Below are 15162 nucleotides of genomic sequence, written 5' to 3' on the forward strand. Positions count from 1 at the left end.
ACATCGTTTAATTCATTGATCGGAGTGATAGATATGGCATTACATTCAGAGGACTGCCTGGGAATCTCAGCCTTTGCCGGCGAACTGGAGATGGGCGTTCTGATTCGTGATATTCAGGAGATCATTGAACCTGTTCAGCCCTTGTTCATACCGGTGACCGATCCTTTTTTCTCCGGCCTCATCTCTATACGTGGCAGCATTATTCCCGTTCTTAGTCTGCGATCCGTTTTTCACGTATCAAAACAATCTTTTTCGAATAAAGATAATAAATATGTTGTTTGTGTGTCGGGTTCGGAAAAAATAGCGATCTCGGTTGATGCAGTTGGCGACCCTTTTCGTTTTGCACCTGAGGATCTGAATGAGGTAACAGAGAAGACCGATGAACTTATGTTCAAACTTTTACCAAAGTCCGTACAGTTAGATAAAAAACGTCTGCCTATGCTCAGTATACCTGACCTTATCCAATACGGAACCCGTCTGAACACAAAAAAACGGGAAGAGGCTGGCTATATCAGCTGAAATGACCGACCGCCTTGTTGACGCATGTTCTATTCTTTTATGCGGGGGGGACATTTATGGGGATTCATAAATATTTTCAAAGCTTATCTGACCTGGAAGGCATCTATCGCTGTCCGGGTGTTTTTAAATACCAGGAACACTCCGTTGCCAGCCACTCTTTCAAAGTTGCGACCATTGTTCAGTTCCTTGCAACAGTCGAATCCGCGGACGGACAGGAAGTCGATTGGAAAACACTTTATGAAAAGGCAATCAATCATGACTACTCAGAATTGTTTACCGGCGATATCAAAACACCCGTAAAGTACGCCTTGCCAAAGCTTCGCGAACTTTTTTCGCAGGTGGAAGGATCGATGACGCATGAATATCTGGATAAAGAATTCCCGAGTCAGTTCCGTAAAGTCTATGAAGAACGTTTTAAAGAAGGAAAAGACCAGTCTCTTGAAGGCCGCATTCTTGCCGTTGCCGACAAAATTGATCTTCTCTATGAAGCCTTCGGTGAGATCCAAAAAGGCAATCCTGAGTCGCTCTTTTTTCAGATTTATAAGGAAGCACTTTCCTCAATTTTACAGTTTCGTGACTTGGCCTCGGTTCGTTATTTTATTCATGTGATTCTTAAGGAAATGATTTCAGAAGAGATTTCATCGCACACTCGTATTCGATCAATTACCAAAGCGCTTCTGCAATCAAAGGAAAGCGAAACAGCTCGCAAAAAATAGTCTGACAGCTGCTCTACATTCCATGTCTTTTACTTGATTCCTGTCTGTATCTTCCCTAATATAAAATAGATGTGTCTGTTTTGTGAAAAGCGGCTGGCCCGTTCGTCCCATTTCCTGATGCGGACTGAATCTCAGCTGTGCCGATTTGATTTGTCACTATTTTTGTGTGATACAAAGGGGTTGTAAGATATGGACAAACACGTGGACATGAGCGTTACAGACAAACGCACCAGAAGCAATCGCCGTTATATTGTATCAATACTCACTTTTTCTGTAATTGCTGATGCACTCATTCTCCTGCTGTTCTTTGCGCCGTTCATTGGCTATAAAGGGCATATTGGATTTGACGTTTACCTGCTCCCACGTTTTAATGCGATCTTCAACAGTTTCACATTTATCTTTCTTATTGCCGCACTTGTTGCGATTAGAAGCAGAAAGATCAACGTCCACCGCGGATTCATTCTTGCTGCATTCACGTCAACCTTGCTGTTCCTGATCTCTTATTTGTCATTCCACTACCTTGCTCCGCCACCGCATTACGGCGGAACGGGTTTGATTCGCCCGATCTATTTCTTTATCCTGATCACACACAGTGCTCTGGCTGCGTTGGTTGTGCCACTGGCTCTTCTTTCTCTTGTTTGGGGCTGGACGATGCAGGTGGGCAAACACAGAAAAATCGTTCGATGGACAATGCCCATTTGGCTGTATGTCAGTCTGACCGGGGTCATCGTCTATTTAATGATGGCACCTTATTATTAATAAGACGATCTAAAAGAACCGATCCCGTGTATGTGCAAGACAGCAGTGGAAGATTGTTTCATCGCAACAAACCCCCTGAAATGGATTTTTGGTTATCCATCTTCAGGGGGTTGTTTATTATATCACTATTTCTTTATTCATCATTCCGTAGTATATGGAAGCAATGCCATCTGACGCGCGCGTTTGATCGCTCTTGTCAATTGACGTTGATACTTTGCACTTGTTCCGGTTACACGGCGAGGCAAAATTTTCCCACGCTCGGAAATGAATCGACGCAACAGGTCAACATCTTTATAGTCAATATAAGTAATGTGGTTAACCGTAAAGAAACATACCTTGCGGCGTTTTCCACGTGAACGACGTACAGCCAATGTTCGGCACCTCCTTGAATACTTTTAAACGTTCATTAAAACGGCAGATCATCATCCGATATATCAATCGGCTTGCTATCACCTGCAAAAGGATCATCAAAGGAAGGGGCGCCCTGACTTTGACTTACACCGCTGTTCTGGTTGTTCGGCGGTGCATAGTTACCACGCGTTGGATTAGCCGGTGCAGGTGAGTTGCCCGCGTTCGGCATATATCCGCCATCATTATGCCTGGCACCTTTAGGTTCGAGAAATTGTACACTGTCAGCGACAACCTCTGTGACATAAACCCTTCTGCCTTCGTTATTTTCATAATTGCGTGTTTGAATACGACCGTCCACACCTGCCAGACTGCCCTTCTGCAGAAAATTAGCCGCATTTTCAGCTTGTCTTCTCCAGACAACAACAGGAATAAAATCAGCATCTCGTTCACCCTGCTGGTTCGAGAACGGACGATTCACAGCAATCGTGAAGCTGGTAACAGCAACGCCATTCGGCGTATAACGCAGCTCGGGATTTTTCGTCAGCCTGCCAACCAAAACGACGCGATTGATCATCAGGATCTGCCCCTTTCTTTTTCATTATTTTACTTCTTCCGGTTTGCGTTCATCTTTAATCGTCATAAAACGAAGCACATCATCATTGATCTTAACCAGACGGTCAAATTCGTTGATCGCTTCGCTGCCTGCGGTTACATACAGAACAACATAGACACCCGTGTTCAAGTCATCAATTTCATAGGCCAAACGACGTTTGCCCATCTCCTTGACTTCATTGATCTCGGCGCCATTATCCGTCAGAATGGAAGCCAGTTTTTCCTTTACGGCTTTTTCCTGTTCTTCTTCCAGATCCGGACGGAGAATGTACATAATTTCATATTTGCGCACAATCATTCACCTCCCTTTGGACTAAGCGGCTCCAGCAATGGAGCAGAGAGCAAGTTTACTCACTCATAGATGAATATATTAACACAATCTGTTGATCAATTCAAGTTCATTACACGTTAAAACGGAAATTCACGATGTCGCCATCCTGCATGACATAATCTTTTCCTTCGAGTCGAAGACGTCCTTTTTCCTTAGCTGCCGTTTCTGAACCTGCAGCAATCAGATCATTGTAGGAAACAATTTCAGCGCGGATAAATCCTCGTTCAAAGTCCGAGTGAATAATACCGGCTGCCTGCGGTGCCTTCGTTCCTTTACGGAATGTCCATGCGCGAACCTCTTTTTCACCTGCGGTAAAATAGGTCGCCAGACCAAGCAGGTCATAAGATTTGGCGATCAGGCGATCCAATCCGGAAGCATCCAGTCCTAACTCTTCAAGAAACACTTTCTTTTCCTCGCCGTCCAGCTCAGCAATTTCTGCTTCGATTCGCGCAGAAATGACAACGACTTCCGCACCGTCTTTTTTCGCAAATGCCCTGACCGCCTGGACATAGGGATTTTTCTCTGGAGCCGCTATATCCTCCTCCGACGTATTGGCGACATAAAGTACAGGCTTTTGCGTCAGAAAATTAAATGCTTTAACTGCCTCTTTCTCATCCTCGGTCAATGCCACATGCCGCGCCGGTTTCCCCGCTTCAAAAGCTTCTTTTAATTTTTGAAGTGCGGAAAATTCAACAATTGATTCCTTGTCTTTTTGTTTTGCCAGCTTTTCGACGCGATCGATGCGTTTATTTACCTGTTCCAGATCTGATAGAATGAGTTCAAGATTAATCGTTTCTATATCGTCAATCGGGTCAATTTTCCCCGAGACATGCGTAATATTTTTATCTTCGAAACAGCGCACGACATGGGAAATGGCATCCACCTGACGGATATTCGCCAGAAACTGGTTGCCAAGGCCTTCTCCTTTGCTTGCTCCTTTAACCAGTCCGGCAATGTCGGTAAATTCAAACGTTGTTGGAATTGTCTTTCGAGGATGATACATCTCGGTTAATTTATCCAGACGTTTATCAGGCACACTGACAATACCGACATTCGGTTCAATGGTACAAAATGGATAATTTGCCATTTCTGCACCTGCCTGTGTAATCGCATTAAATAGTGTTGATTTCCCGACATTCGGCAAACCAACAATACCCGTTGTCAAACTCATTTTTTCAACCCTCCCAGGCTTTCTTGCCTATTCGCAACGCTCCTTTGCGTTGGCATACTTTACTTTTCGTCAGTCTCAGATCTATGCACGAGGACTTTTTTTATTTTGCGTTGAAATTCACTTCTTGGCATCAGGACACTATGCCCGCAACCAATGCATTTAATGCGTATGTCAGCACCCATGCGAATAATTTGCCACTGATTTTCACCACACGGATGCGGTTTTTTCATTTCTACTACATCGTTCAGATCAAATTGGATACGTGAATTCGGCATAGTCCTTCCTCCTTCTTTGTACATCTTCATCACATTAGCAAGCTTGGCAGGATGGACCTTCTTAAAATGAAAGTCGCTTCTTTTTCGTATCTTGCGGATGCCATGTTGACGCAGACATCGTTTTTCTGAAAGATCATTTCTTAAAAAGCGGTTTTCTCCTTAAGAAATTCAGGTAGCTCACTGATGGATAAGCGCACCTGATCCATTGTATCTCGGTCGCGGACGGTTACTTTTCCATCTTCTTTAGAATCAAAATCATACGTAATACAGAACGGTGTGCCAATTTCGTCCTGGCGGCGATAACGTTTTCCAATTGATCCGGTTTCATCATAATCAACCATAAATTCTTTCGCCAGCTTTTGATAGATTGCCGCGGCTTCATCCCCTAATTTTTTCGAAAGCGGAAGAATTGCTGCTTTGTAAGGTGCCAATGCCGGATGGAAATGGAGCACTGTACGTGTATCTTTATCGCTGATCTTTTCTTCTTCATAGGCTTCTGCCAGAAAAGCAAGCGTCACACGGTCCGCGCCAAGCGATGGTTCAATAACATAGGGAATATAGCGTTCATTATTGTTTTGGTCAATGTACTGCAAATCCTGTCCGGAAACTTCCATATGTCTGCGTAAATCATAGTCGGTTCGCGAGGACAGACTCGACAATTCGCCCCATCCGAACGGAAACAGATACTCGATGTCAGTTGTCGCATTACTGTAGTGTGGCAATTCCTCTTTCTGATGATCCCGCAATCGAATGTTTTCCTCTTTGACATTTAAAGATTTTAACCATTCATAACCGAAGCTTCGCCAATATTGGAACCATTTTTTATCATCGCCAGGTTTACAGAAAAATTCAAGTTCCAGCTGTTCAAATTCTCTCGTCCGAAAAGTAAAGTTGCCTGGTGTAATTTCGTTCCGGAATGATTTACCAATCTGCCCGATACCAAACGGAATTTTTTTACGCATCGTACGCTGTACATTTTTAAAATTAACGAAAATTCCCTGTGCCGTTTCCGGGCGAAGAAAAATTTCATCTTTTGCCGTTTCAGTTACGCCTTGGTAAGTTTTAAACATTAAATTAAATTGACGGATTGACGTAAAATCATGTTCACCGCATTCGGGACAGGCAATAACATATTTCTTGATCAGCTTTTCCATAGTTTCAAACGTCAAACCGTCAACCGGTCCTGGCAGTTCTGCCTGTGGAATGTTACTTTCAATCAACTTATCAGCACGAAAGCGCGATTTGCATTTTTTGCAGTCAATCATTGGATCATTGAAATTGGTGACATGCCCGGACGCTTCCCACGTTTTAGGATTCATTAAAATTGCAGCATCAAGACCTACGTTATATGGTGACTCCTGGACAAATTTTTTCCACCAGGCACGTTTCACATTATTTTTCAGCTCTACGCCAATCGGACCGTAATCCCATGTATTGGCCAACCCGCCGTATATTTCTGATCCAGGGAAAATGATCCCTCTCTGTTTGGCAAGGTTAACGATCTGCTCCATTGATTTCATAGTCTTTGCTCCTTTAACAAATTATGGTGTCTCATAAGCGAGTATTAGGAGACTTCGTTTCACCAAGCTACTGGCGGCGAAGCCTTAACTGCACTTATAAAAAAATTCTATTATTAGAAAACTTGGCTTTGCCATGACACGGGCGAAGTCGCCGCCGCGTTTATACTATTTTCCTTAAAATTTATATACTTTCTTATAGTATAAAATAAGCTTCCATCCAACTAGGCTCTGCCTAGGGACGAAAGCTTTTGTCTGCTCACGCGGTTCCACCCTAATTGATGCTCTTGATTCGCATCCACTCAGTCATCACTCGGCTCAAGAACGCCTTCCTCATCCGCGGCATCCAGGCTCACACTGTCCCTGAATCGCTTCATGCAGCTGCAATGAGTACTCCTTTCCTTCATCGCCTTTTCATGTAATAAAATGTCATATTTGTTCATGCATAGTATATCCTATTTTTTGAAAAAAGGCTACGTAAAGCATCATGTTTTTTCATTGACCAGCTCATTTGCTGTTTATGTTCTGTTAGCGCGTATAAATTTTTTCGTTTTTTCATATACTGTGTGTACTTGGGAGGCGAATCTATGAGTCTTAAATTGGATCAGATTTCGGAACAGCCGGTCACGGCACAGGTACATTATCAGGATGCGAGCAATCACCATTCGATTATTCGGACTATCCGTCACTTTTTGCCCACGGCAGGCACTGCACCAATTGTTGTCGTTTGCATTGGTACAGATCGTTCTACCGGTGATGCTCTTGGACCGCTTGTCGGATCCGATCTTGAACAGCGCCATCTTCCCAACACTTATATATATGGCACCTTGGAAAAACCGGTACATGCCGTCAACTTGCAGGAGACAATGGCCTTGATCAATGTATCCTATAAGAACCCGTTTGTAATTGGTATTGATGCCTGTCTGGGAAAGCAGCAAAACATCGGCAATATTGTCGTCTCGGAAGGACCTGTGTTTCCTGGAGCCGGCGTCAAAAAGCAGTTGTTACCCGTCGGAGATATGAACATTACCGGTGTCGTCAACATTAGCGGTTTTATGGAGTATTCTGTTTTACAAAACACACGTCTGCATCTTGTCATGAGTCTATCACAAGTCATTGCCCAAGTTTTCAGTGTTGCACTGCTTACGCGAAGAAAGAATCGACTGTTCTCAAAACTGCTGTTCATGGATTAACAGTACAGCTTTTTTGCTATTCATTTGTTGGATTGCATCAGTGTTGTGGCTGGTTGCCTGCCGAAACCGCGTCAGTCACTCAAGCGCCATTGTGTGTGCAGTAAATACATCTAAATTTTTATACTTTTTTATTTATCAAAAAAACGGCTGATCAGAGCCGTCCTTCCATAATATCTATTAACCGGTAAAGATCTTCCGCAGAATAGTAGTCCAGTTCGATTTTCCCTTTTCCTTTTTTAATTCCAGGCCGGATCTTGACTGCCGTACCATACCGTTCTCTCAATTGCGACACACGGTCTTTCAGCTCTGCCGGCATTTCCCATTTCTTTTTTTGCGATGTTTCACGTGGAACATGGTGATTTAGTTGCTGGATCAGTGCTTCAAGTTGACGTACATTCATTTGCTCTTTTATAACCTTGTCTACAACCGATGGCATTTGTTTCTTATCTTTTAAACCGACAAGTGCACGTCCGTGGCCCATCGACAGTTTCCCATCTTCGATTAGTGCGACCACCGAAGGATCAAGCTGTAAAAGCCGTAGATGATTGGTAATATGCGGCCTGCTCTTTCCGAGTTTTTTAGAAAGCTCTTCTTGTGTCAGGTGCAGGCCCTTCATTAACTTTTTATACGCAACAGCTTCCTCAATCGGATTTAGATCTTCTCGCTGAAGATTCTCGATTAATGCAATCTGCATCATCTCTTCATCAGACAGTTCCTTGACAACTACAGGAACAGTTGCTGATTTTGCCTGTTTTGCGGCTCTGAACCGACGTTCTCCGACAACAATGTCATATCCTTTGATGCTTTTTCGAACAACAAGCGGTTGAATCACGCCGTGTTCCTTTATTGATTCAGCAAGTTCATCCAGTGCCTGCTGATCGAATTTTTTCCGTGGCTGATACGGATTTGGCCGCAGTTCGCTCAATTTTACATGTTCGACAGCATTATCAAGCTCCTCATTAAACGCAGTCGGGAAAAAAGCATCCAATCCCTTTCCCAGAGCCTTAGGCATTCGTGATCACTTCCTTTGCAAAATCGAGATATACTTCCGCACCTTTCGATCTTGAATCATAGAGAATAATGGGTTGCCCATGACTCGGCGCTTCACTCAGTCGGACATTACGAGGAATAATTGTTTTAAAAACACGATCCTGAAAATATTTTTTCACTTCCTGGATGACTTGAAGGCCCAGATTGGTCCGCGCATCAAGCATTGTCAGCAGAACGCCCTCAATAGCAAGATGGTGATTTAAATGCTTCTGAACAAGCCGAACTGTATTCAGTAATTGGCTCAGCCCCTCCAACGCATAATATTCACATTGTACTGGTATAATGACCGCATCGGCGGCCGTAAGTGCATTAATCGTCAAAAGGCCAAGAGATGGCGGACAATCAATGACAATGTAGTCATATGTATCTTTTACCTCTTGAAGCGCCCGCTTCAACCGAACTTCACGTGAAATAGTCGAAACCAGTTCAATTTCCGCTCCTGCTAATTGAATTGCCGAAGGAATAACATCAAGATTCTCAACAACTGACTGATGGATCACTTTCTTTAATTCGATCTCATCAACTAAGACATCATAAATACATTCATCGACGTCACCTTTATCTACGCCAGAACCACTTGTTGCATTGCCTTGAGGATCAATATCAATCAGCAGAACCTTACAGCCAAGTTCAGCCATACATGCGCTCAGATTTACTGCTGTCGTTGTTTTGCCGACACCGCCTTTTTGATTGGCGATTGCCAATATCTTGCTCACACTTCCACCTACTCTCACTCTTCAATACCATTAACTTTCATTTTATCATGAATTAATTCAATCCGGACATTGTTACAAGAATTTAAACGTGAGAAATGCTGAATTCCAATCATTTTTTTCATTGTTTAATTGATTAGATACGGGGCAAACCATGGATCTGGCTTTGGCAATGGTGAAGATTTTAATGTAGCTTGAATAATATAATGTGATTCTTTAGAAAAACCGGGCAAAAAGCACCCGGTCCTTACTTCCGCACGATGCGGTGCTTCCGCGTTGTGCACAGGACGTACTTTCACAGGATGTGATGGCTTTCGCGTTGCGTACAGGACGTATGCGCACTTAGCGAAAGTTCCTTTATAGTTATTGAAAGTTCCCTTGCATTAGTGGAAGTTCCTTTTCAACCAGCGAAAGTTCCTTTTACTCTGTAATCGAATGGGTTCGTGTCTTTATGGTACTAAATCGTTGCTTCAGTTGCTTGCCGCGGGCGATCCGGAGGCCACCTCAGGCAGGCCAATTTCTGCGGGATCTTCCCTGGCTCGCTGATCAACAGGAACGCTCCGCAGGCGTCTCGCACTCCGCTTTGATTCTCGATAAGGCACTGGTTTATTGGTTTTCATATGGGTCAAAATGATATACTTTCTTATAGTACAAGAAAAGCCGGGTTGTCCCGGCTTTGGAAAGATTGATTAGTCTATTGCTCCTATGTTAAATCACCGATTCGATATTAAATAATCATTTTCACTGATCCACTATCCCTTAGATTACTTCTTTTTGGGTATACGAATCGTAAATTGATAGTAATCGCCCAAATCTTCTTCCTTTGTATCAATGGTCATACCGGAATCCGTAACCATGTGAACCGACTGGCGAATAGTGTTAACTGCAATTCTCGAATCACGACTGAGTGAAAATCGTTTATGTTTTTTTGTTTCATTCATTTTCTTTGCATTCTTTTCTAAATAATATTTGACGCGATTTTCGGTTTGTTTGACATTTAGCTGTCGTTCAATAATTTCATTCAGCATCTTTTCCTGCAGATCCGAATTCTTAAGGATAATTAGCGCACGTGCATGGCGTTCAGAAATCTTTTTCTCTAAAATCGCATTTTGAACGGATGAAGGCAGCTTGAGCAGCCGTAACTTATTGGCAATTGTTGATTGACCTCTGCCTAGCTTTTCAGCAAGGCTTTCCTGAGTAAGCCCATGAATATCAATAAGCCGTGCGTAGGCCATGGCTTCTTCGATTGCTGTCAGCTCTTCACGCTGTAAATTTTCGATAAGTGCTATCGAAGCCGATTGATCATCACTAAGCGGCTTAATTATTGCAGGAATTGTTGCCCAACCCAGTGAAGATACGGCCCTCCATCGTCGTTCGCCCGCAATAATTTCATACTTGTTTCCAATTGGTCGAAGTACAATCGGTTGAATAACGCCATGCTCCTCAATTGTCACTGCCAATTCATGGATTTTCTCTTCATCGAAAACAGAGCGTGGCTGATATTGGTTTGGCATAATCGACGAAACCGTAATTTCCTGGATCTTGCCCTCATCAACCAATTGCCCCTCCTCCAGCGCAGCCGCTATTTCTTCCCGATCATTATGATTAAAAATTTTTGAAAAATGATTTTTCATGCTCGCGCCACCACCTTTGCTCTCTATGCTTACTATTCTCCTCATGATTTGCGAATCCTGCTTATATGTTCCACGTGGAACAATCAAAGCGGTTTTTTCATTGGAATTCCTGATTTCCGTGGATATTTATCCGGGGTCGGTCGGATTTTATCAATGCGGATCAGGGTTCTTTTCCCGCTATTATCCGGAAGATTAAGAGAAACCGTTTTAATCAGCCTACCGCCAAGTTCTGCAATTGCATGATCTGCCTGCTGCAGCTCCTCACCGGCATTACTGCCCTTAAGTGCAAGGAACATGCCACCCATGCGGACAAGCGGCAGGCAGTATTCAGAAAGAACAGATAATCTGGCAACCGCACGTGCCGTCACCAAATCAAAGTGCTCACGAAAATCTGGTTTGTGCGCAAAATCCTCCGCTCGATCATGGCACAGAGTAATCTGATCTAAATCAAGCGTATCTGCAACAGCTTGAATAAAGGTTAATCTTTTTTTTAACGAATCAATGATCGTTAAATCAAGTGACGGAAATAAGATTTTTAATGGAATTCCAGGAAATCCCGCACCAGATCCAACGTCGCAAATTGTTTTTACATTCTGTATTGAAAAGTAAAAACTCGGCGTAAGCGAGTCAAAAAAATGCTTGATCTCAATCTCTTTCTGATCAGTAATCGCAGTTAAATTCATTTTTTCATTCCACTCAACCAATAATTCATAATACCTGTGAAATTGAAGGATTTGAGTATCGCTCAAGTGTATTTTTTTCTCGCTCAGCAGTGCTGCTAAACTGTCCATGGGAACCTCCTGTGCAAACCTCAGCCTGTTCGTTTTTCCAATTTTCCTTCTTCCAGGTAAACAAGCAAAATGGCAATATCACTCGGATTAACTCCGGATACACGCGATGCCTGACCAATAGAAATTGGACGTACTTTTTCCAGTTTCTGTTTTGCTTCTGTCGCAATTCCGTCAATTTTTTCATAGTCAAGATCTTGAGGGATACGTTTTTTCTCCATGCGTTTCATTTTTTCTACCTGTTGCAGCTGTTTGCTGATATATCCCTCGTACTTAACCTGAATCTCAACCTGCTCTGCAATGTCCGAAGGGGCCGCGGCATGATCCGGTAGCATCGCTGCGACATCCACATAGCCAATTTCCGGCCGCTTTAATAAACGATCTGCTTTCATTGGTTCCCGGAGCGGTGCAGCACCTTTTGATTTTAACAATTCGTTTACTGCATCCGTCGGTTTGATCGTTGCCGATGCGAAATACTGGCGTTCTTTTTCAATTAAATGCTTCTTTTTCTTAAATCGTTCATAGCGATCATCAGGAATCAGACCAATCTTATGACCAATTTCTGTCAAACGAAGATCAGCATTGTCATGGCGAAGCAGTAATCGATACTCTGCACGTGATGTCAGCAAACGATAAGGCTCCCTTGTCCCCTTGGTAACAAGGTCATCAATAAGGACACCGATATACGCTTCAGAACGGTCAAGAATCAGGGGATCCTGACCCAATGCCTTTCTCGCTGCATTGATACCGCCCATCAATCCTTGTCCTGCTGCTTCCTCATACCCGGATGTTCCATTAATCTGGCCCGCTGTAAACAGGCAACTGATTTTCTTTGTTTCAAGCGATGGCCAAAGCTGCGTCGGCACAATGGCATCATATTCAATCGCATAACCGGGCCGCATCATTTCGGCATGCTCCAGACCTGGTATCGTTGCCAGCATTTGGCGCTGAATTTCTTCAGGCATGCTTGTGGACAAACCATCCACATAGACTTCTTTTGTCGCTTTTCCCTCTGGTTCAAGAAACAGCTGATGGCGGTTTTTGTCATTAAAACGGACAATTTTCGTTTCAATGGATGGGCAGTAACGCGGACCCGTGCCGACAATAGCTCCCGAATAAATGGGCGAACGTTCCAGATTTTCCTGGATGATCCTATGCGTTTCAAGATTAGTATACGTCAGCCAGCAGGGAATTTGCTCCTTGATAAACTCTGTCGTGTCGTATGAAAAAGAACGCGGTTCATCATCGCCGGGCTGAATTTCAGTCCTCGAATAATCCACAGTGCGCCCATTCACACGCGGCGGTGTTCCTGTTTTAAAGCGTACCAGATCAAAACCGAGCTCTTTCAGATGATCCGAAAGCTTTATTGACGCCTGCATATTGTTCGGTCCACTCTCATACTCCAAATCACCGATAATAATTTTGCCTTTTAAGTAAACTCCAGTTGTCAGAACAACCGCTTTAGATCGATAAATAGCGCCGGTTGCAACGATGACCCCTTTGCATGCACCATCCTCAACGAGTAAATGATCAACCATTCCCTGTCTGAGTGTCAGATTTTCCGTTTCTTCGATCGTTTCTTTCATCGCGCGTTGATAGAGCTGTTTATCTGCCTGTGCCCGCAAGGCACGAACCGCCGGCCCTTTTCGTGTATTCAGCATTCTCATTTGTATATACGTCTTATCGATATTGTGGCCCATTTCACCGCCAAGCGCATCAATTTCGCGAACAACAACCCCTTTTGCGGGCCCGCCCACCGAAGGATTGCATGGCATAAAAGCAACACCCTCAAGACTGATGGTCAGCATCAGTGTCTTTGCACCCATTCGAGCTGAGGCAAGTCCCGCCTCTACACCTGCATGCCCGGCACCCACAACAATCACATCATAAGTACCGGCCTCATATGTTTTCATTTCTGAACCTCCATTTTTCACGAATTTCCGCTTCTTCTATATAAAAACAACTGTATGAACTGTTTTATTTTCCCAGGCAAAATTTTGAAAAAAGCTCATTAATTAGACGGTCTGAAACTGTATCGCCGATAATCTCGCCAAGCAGCTCCCATGCCCGTTTAATATCTATCTGTGCCATATCGACCGGCATGCCCTGATCGGCCGCATTAATCGCGTCGTCAAGTGCTGATCGTGCCTGTTTCAGCAAAGCAATATGGCGCGTATTAGATACGTATGTCTCACTGTTTGCAGAAGCCTGATCACTGAAAATGAATGAAGCCACTGTCTTCTCCAATTCATCCAGTCCCTTCTCATCAATCATTGACGTTTGGAGCACGGGATGACTGCCGGAAAGTCTTTTTACTTCATCAATTGATATTTTCAATGAAAGATCCGCCTTGTTTATCAAGACAACTGTCGGTGTATCACCGATCAACCGAAACAGTGCCCGATCCTCATCCGTTAATGGCTCATGGCCATTAATCAGGAGCAGTACCAGTTCAGCAGACTTAAGCAATTGTTTTGATCGAGACACACCGATCTTTTCAACACGATCATCAGTATCTCGAATGCCGGCTGTATCAACCAGTTTCAAAGGAACGCCACGGATATTGACATATTCTTCGATGACGTCACGCGTCGTTCCCGGCACGTCAGTAACTATCGCCTTGGATTCATGAACAAGTTGATTTAATAATGAAGATTTCCCGACATTGGGCCGGCCAACAATAACGGTGGACAATCCTTCACGTAAAATTTTTCCCTGCCTCGCAGTCGAAAGTACACGATCAAGATGACGCCGAACCCCCAGAGCCTTATCATACAGCGTCTGGCTGGTCATCACTTCTGCATCGTCATACTCCGGATAATCAATATTAACTTCCACAGCAGCGAGAATATCAAGTAATTGCTGCCGCAGTTCACGAACCAGGGCTGAGAGTTTGCCTTCCATCTGACTCATCGCCACATTCATAGCTTGATCGGTTTTGGCCCGAATTAAATCCATAACTGCTTCTGCCTGGGATAGATCAATGCGCCCATTCAAAAAAGCCCGTTTTGTAAATTCTCCTGGCTCAGCAAGACGAACGTCTTGATTTAACACTAATTCCAGTACTCGGCTGACACTGGTCAGACCGCCATGACAGTTAATTTCGACCACATCTTCACGTGTAAAGGTTTTTGGTTTTCTCATGACTGAAACCATCACTTCTTCAACGGTCTGCTGTGTTTCCGGATCTACAATCTTTCCATAATGAATCGTGTGACTGGCTGCTTCAGAAAGACTTCGTGATCCGTGAAAAAGCGAATCTGCAATCATTACAGCTTTAGGTCCGCTCAGTCTTACAATGCTGATTGCTCCTTCACCAATCGGTGTAGAAATAGCCGCAATCGTATCATAATCCAATTTTATCACTCCCCTCTTTTTCCGTCTTTATCGTATGAATCACAGAAATGCGCGTAATAGTCGATCTATTAATGAATCAATTAAATGATTATGCTTCATGCAACGAAATGCCGATCAGACACCAAACTTTTTCAAAGATTATCATACAATATTTCTTTGTCAAATGAAAAATTTTA

17 protein-coding genes are annotated in these 15162 nt (G+C 43.6%); 4 read left to right on the plus strand and 13 right to left on the minus strand.

From position 1 onward, the window contains the following. Positions 1–33 precede the first annotated feature (33 nt). From M3N64_RS09590 to M3N64_RS09600, 3 genes are all read left to right on the plus strand, one after another. Positions 34–519, plus strand: a complete 486-nt coding sequence (locus tag M3N64_RS09590; RefSeq protein WP_249101644.1) for a chemotaxis protein CheW — start codon at positions 34–36, stop codon at positions 517–519. A gap of 56 nt (positions 520–575) precedes the next feature. After that, positions 576–1235, plus strand: a complete 660-nt coding sequence (locus tag M3N64_RS09595) for an HD domain-containing protein (protein WP_249101647.1) — start codon at positions 576–578, stop codon at positions 1233–1235. 207 nt (positions 1236–1442) lie between these two features. After that, the gene (locus tag M3N64_RS09600; protein ID WP_438271015.1) at positions 1443–1994 is read left to right on the plus strand and encodes a DUF420 domain-containing protein; all 552 of its coding nucleotides are present in this window, start codon (positions 1443–1445) and stop codon (positions 1992–1994) included. A gap of 140 nt (positions 1995–2134) precedes the next feature. Here M3N64_RS09600 and rpsR read toward each other — a convergent pair whose 3' ends face one another. The 7 genes from rpsR to M3N64_RS09635 all read right to left on the minus strand — a co-directional run bounded on the left by rpsR (position 2135) and on the right by M3N64_RS09635 (position 6694). Next, positions 2135–2365, minus strand: a complete 231-nt coding sequence (gene rpsR / locus M3N64_RS09605) for a 30S ribosomal protein S18 (RefSeq protein WP_028978122.1) — start codon at positions 2363–2365, stop codon at positions 2135–2137. A gap of 35 nt (positions 2366–2400) precedes the next feature. Further along, a complete protein-coding gene (ssb, locus tag M3N64_RS09610; protein WP_249101654.1) occupies positions 2401–2919 on the minus strand; it encodes a single-stranded DNA-binding protein in 519 nt (172 codons plus the stop codon). Between the two features lie 24 nt (positions 2920–2943). Then, complete coding sequence (rpsF, locus tag M3N64_RS09615) at positions 2944–3249, minus strand: 30S ribosomal protein S6 (RefSeq protein ID WP_249101658.1); 306 nt, start codon at positions 3247–3249, stop codon at positions 2944–2946. Positions 3250–3358: 109 nt separating this feature from the next. Then, positions 3359–4459 (minus strand): redox-regulated ATPase YchF, encoded by a 1101-nt coding sequence (gene ychF, locus M3N64_RS09620; protein WP_249101662.1) that lies wholly within the window; start codon positions 4457–4459, stop codon positions 3359–3361. 59 nt (positions 4460–4518) lie between these two features. Further along, complete coding sequence (locus M3N64_RS09625) at positions 4519–4734, minus strand: DUF951 domain-containing protein (protein ID WP_249101665.1); 216 nt, start codon at positions 4732–4734, stop codon at positions 4519–4521. A 140-nt stretch (positions 4735–4874) separates the two neighbouring features. Continuing rightward, positions 4875–6254, minus strand: a complete 1380-nt coding sequence (locus M3N64_RS09630; protein ID WP_249101671.1) for a glycine--tRNA ligase — start codon at positions 6252–6254, stop codon at positions 4875–4877. 299 nt (positions 6255–6553) lie between these two features. Continuing rightward, a complete protein-coding gene (locus M3N64_RS09635) occupies positions 6554–6694 on the minus strand; it encodes a hypothetical protein (protein ID WP_249101676.1) in 141 nt (46 codons plus the stop codon). 144 nt (positions 6695–6838) lie between these two features. Here M3N64_RS09635 and yyaC point away from each other — a divergent pair, with 144 nt between their 5' ends. After that, positions 6839–7444: a spore protease YyaC gene (gene yyaC / locus M3N64_RS09640; RefSeq protein WP_249101679.1), complete on the plus strand. Its 606-nt coding sequence runs from the start codon at positions 6839–6841 to the stop codon at positions 7442–7444. Between the two features lie 151 nt (positions 7445–7595). Here yyaC and M3N64_RS09645 read toward each other — a convergent pair whose 3' ends face one another. From M3N64_RS09645 to mnmE, 6 genes are all read right to left on the minus strand, one after another. Next, complete coding sequence (locus M3N64_RS09645; RefSeq protein ID WP_249101683.1) at positions 7596–8456, minus strand: ParB/RepB/Spo0J family partition protein; 861 nt, start codon at positions 8454–8456, stop codon at positions 7596–7598. Next, the gene (locus M3N64_RS09650) at positions 8449–9210 is read right to left on the minus strand and encodes a ParA family protein (protein WP_249101686.1); all 762 of its coding nucleotides are present in this window, start codon (positions 9208–9210) and stop codon (positions 8449–8451) included. Before M3N64_RS09650 ends, M3N64_RS09645 begins: the two co-directional genes overlap by 8 nt. A 761-nt stretch (positions 9211–9971) precedes the next feature. After that, on the minus strand, positions 9972–10841 hold the full coding sequence (noc, locus tag M3N64_RS09655) for a nucleoid occlusion protein (RefSeq protein ID WP_249101689.1): 870 nt from the start codon (positions 10839–10841) through the stop codon (positions 9972–9974). Between the two features lie 83 nt (positions 10842–10924). Beyond that, positions 10925–11632, minus strand: a complete 708-nt coding sequence (rsmG, locus tag M3N64_RS09660; protein ID WP_249101693.1) for a 16S rRNA (guanine(527)-N(7))-methyltransferase RsmG — start codon at positions 11630–11632, stop codon at positions 10925–10927. 20 nt (positions 11633–11652) lie between these two features. Further along, positions 11653–13542 (minus strand): tRNA uridine-5-carboxymethylaminomethyl(34) synthesis enzyme MnmG, encoded by a 1890-nt coding sequence (gene mnmG, locus M3N64_RS09665; RefSeq protein ID WP_249101696.1) that lies wholly within the window; start codon positions 13540–13542, stop codon positions 11653–11655. A 64-nt stretch (positions 13543–13606) separates the two neighbouring features. Further along, a complete protein-coding gene (mnmE, locus tag M3N64_RS09670) occupies positions 13607–14986 on the minus strand; it encodes a tRNA uridine-5-carboxymethylaminomethyl(34) synthesis GTPase MnmE (RefSeq protein WP_249101699.1) in 1380 nt (459 codons plus the stop codon). Between the last annotated feature and the right edge of the window lie 176 nt (positions 14987–15162).

The organism is Sporolactobacillus mangiferae, from assembly GCF_023336505.1.
Lineage (GTDB): Bacteria > Bacillota > Bacilli > Bacillales > Sporolactobacillaceae > Sporolactobacillus > Sporolactobacillus mangiferae.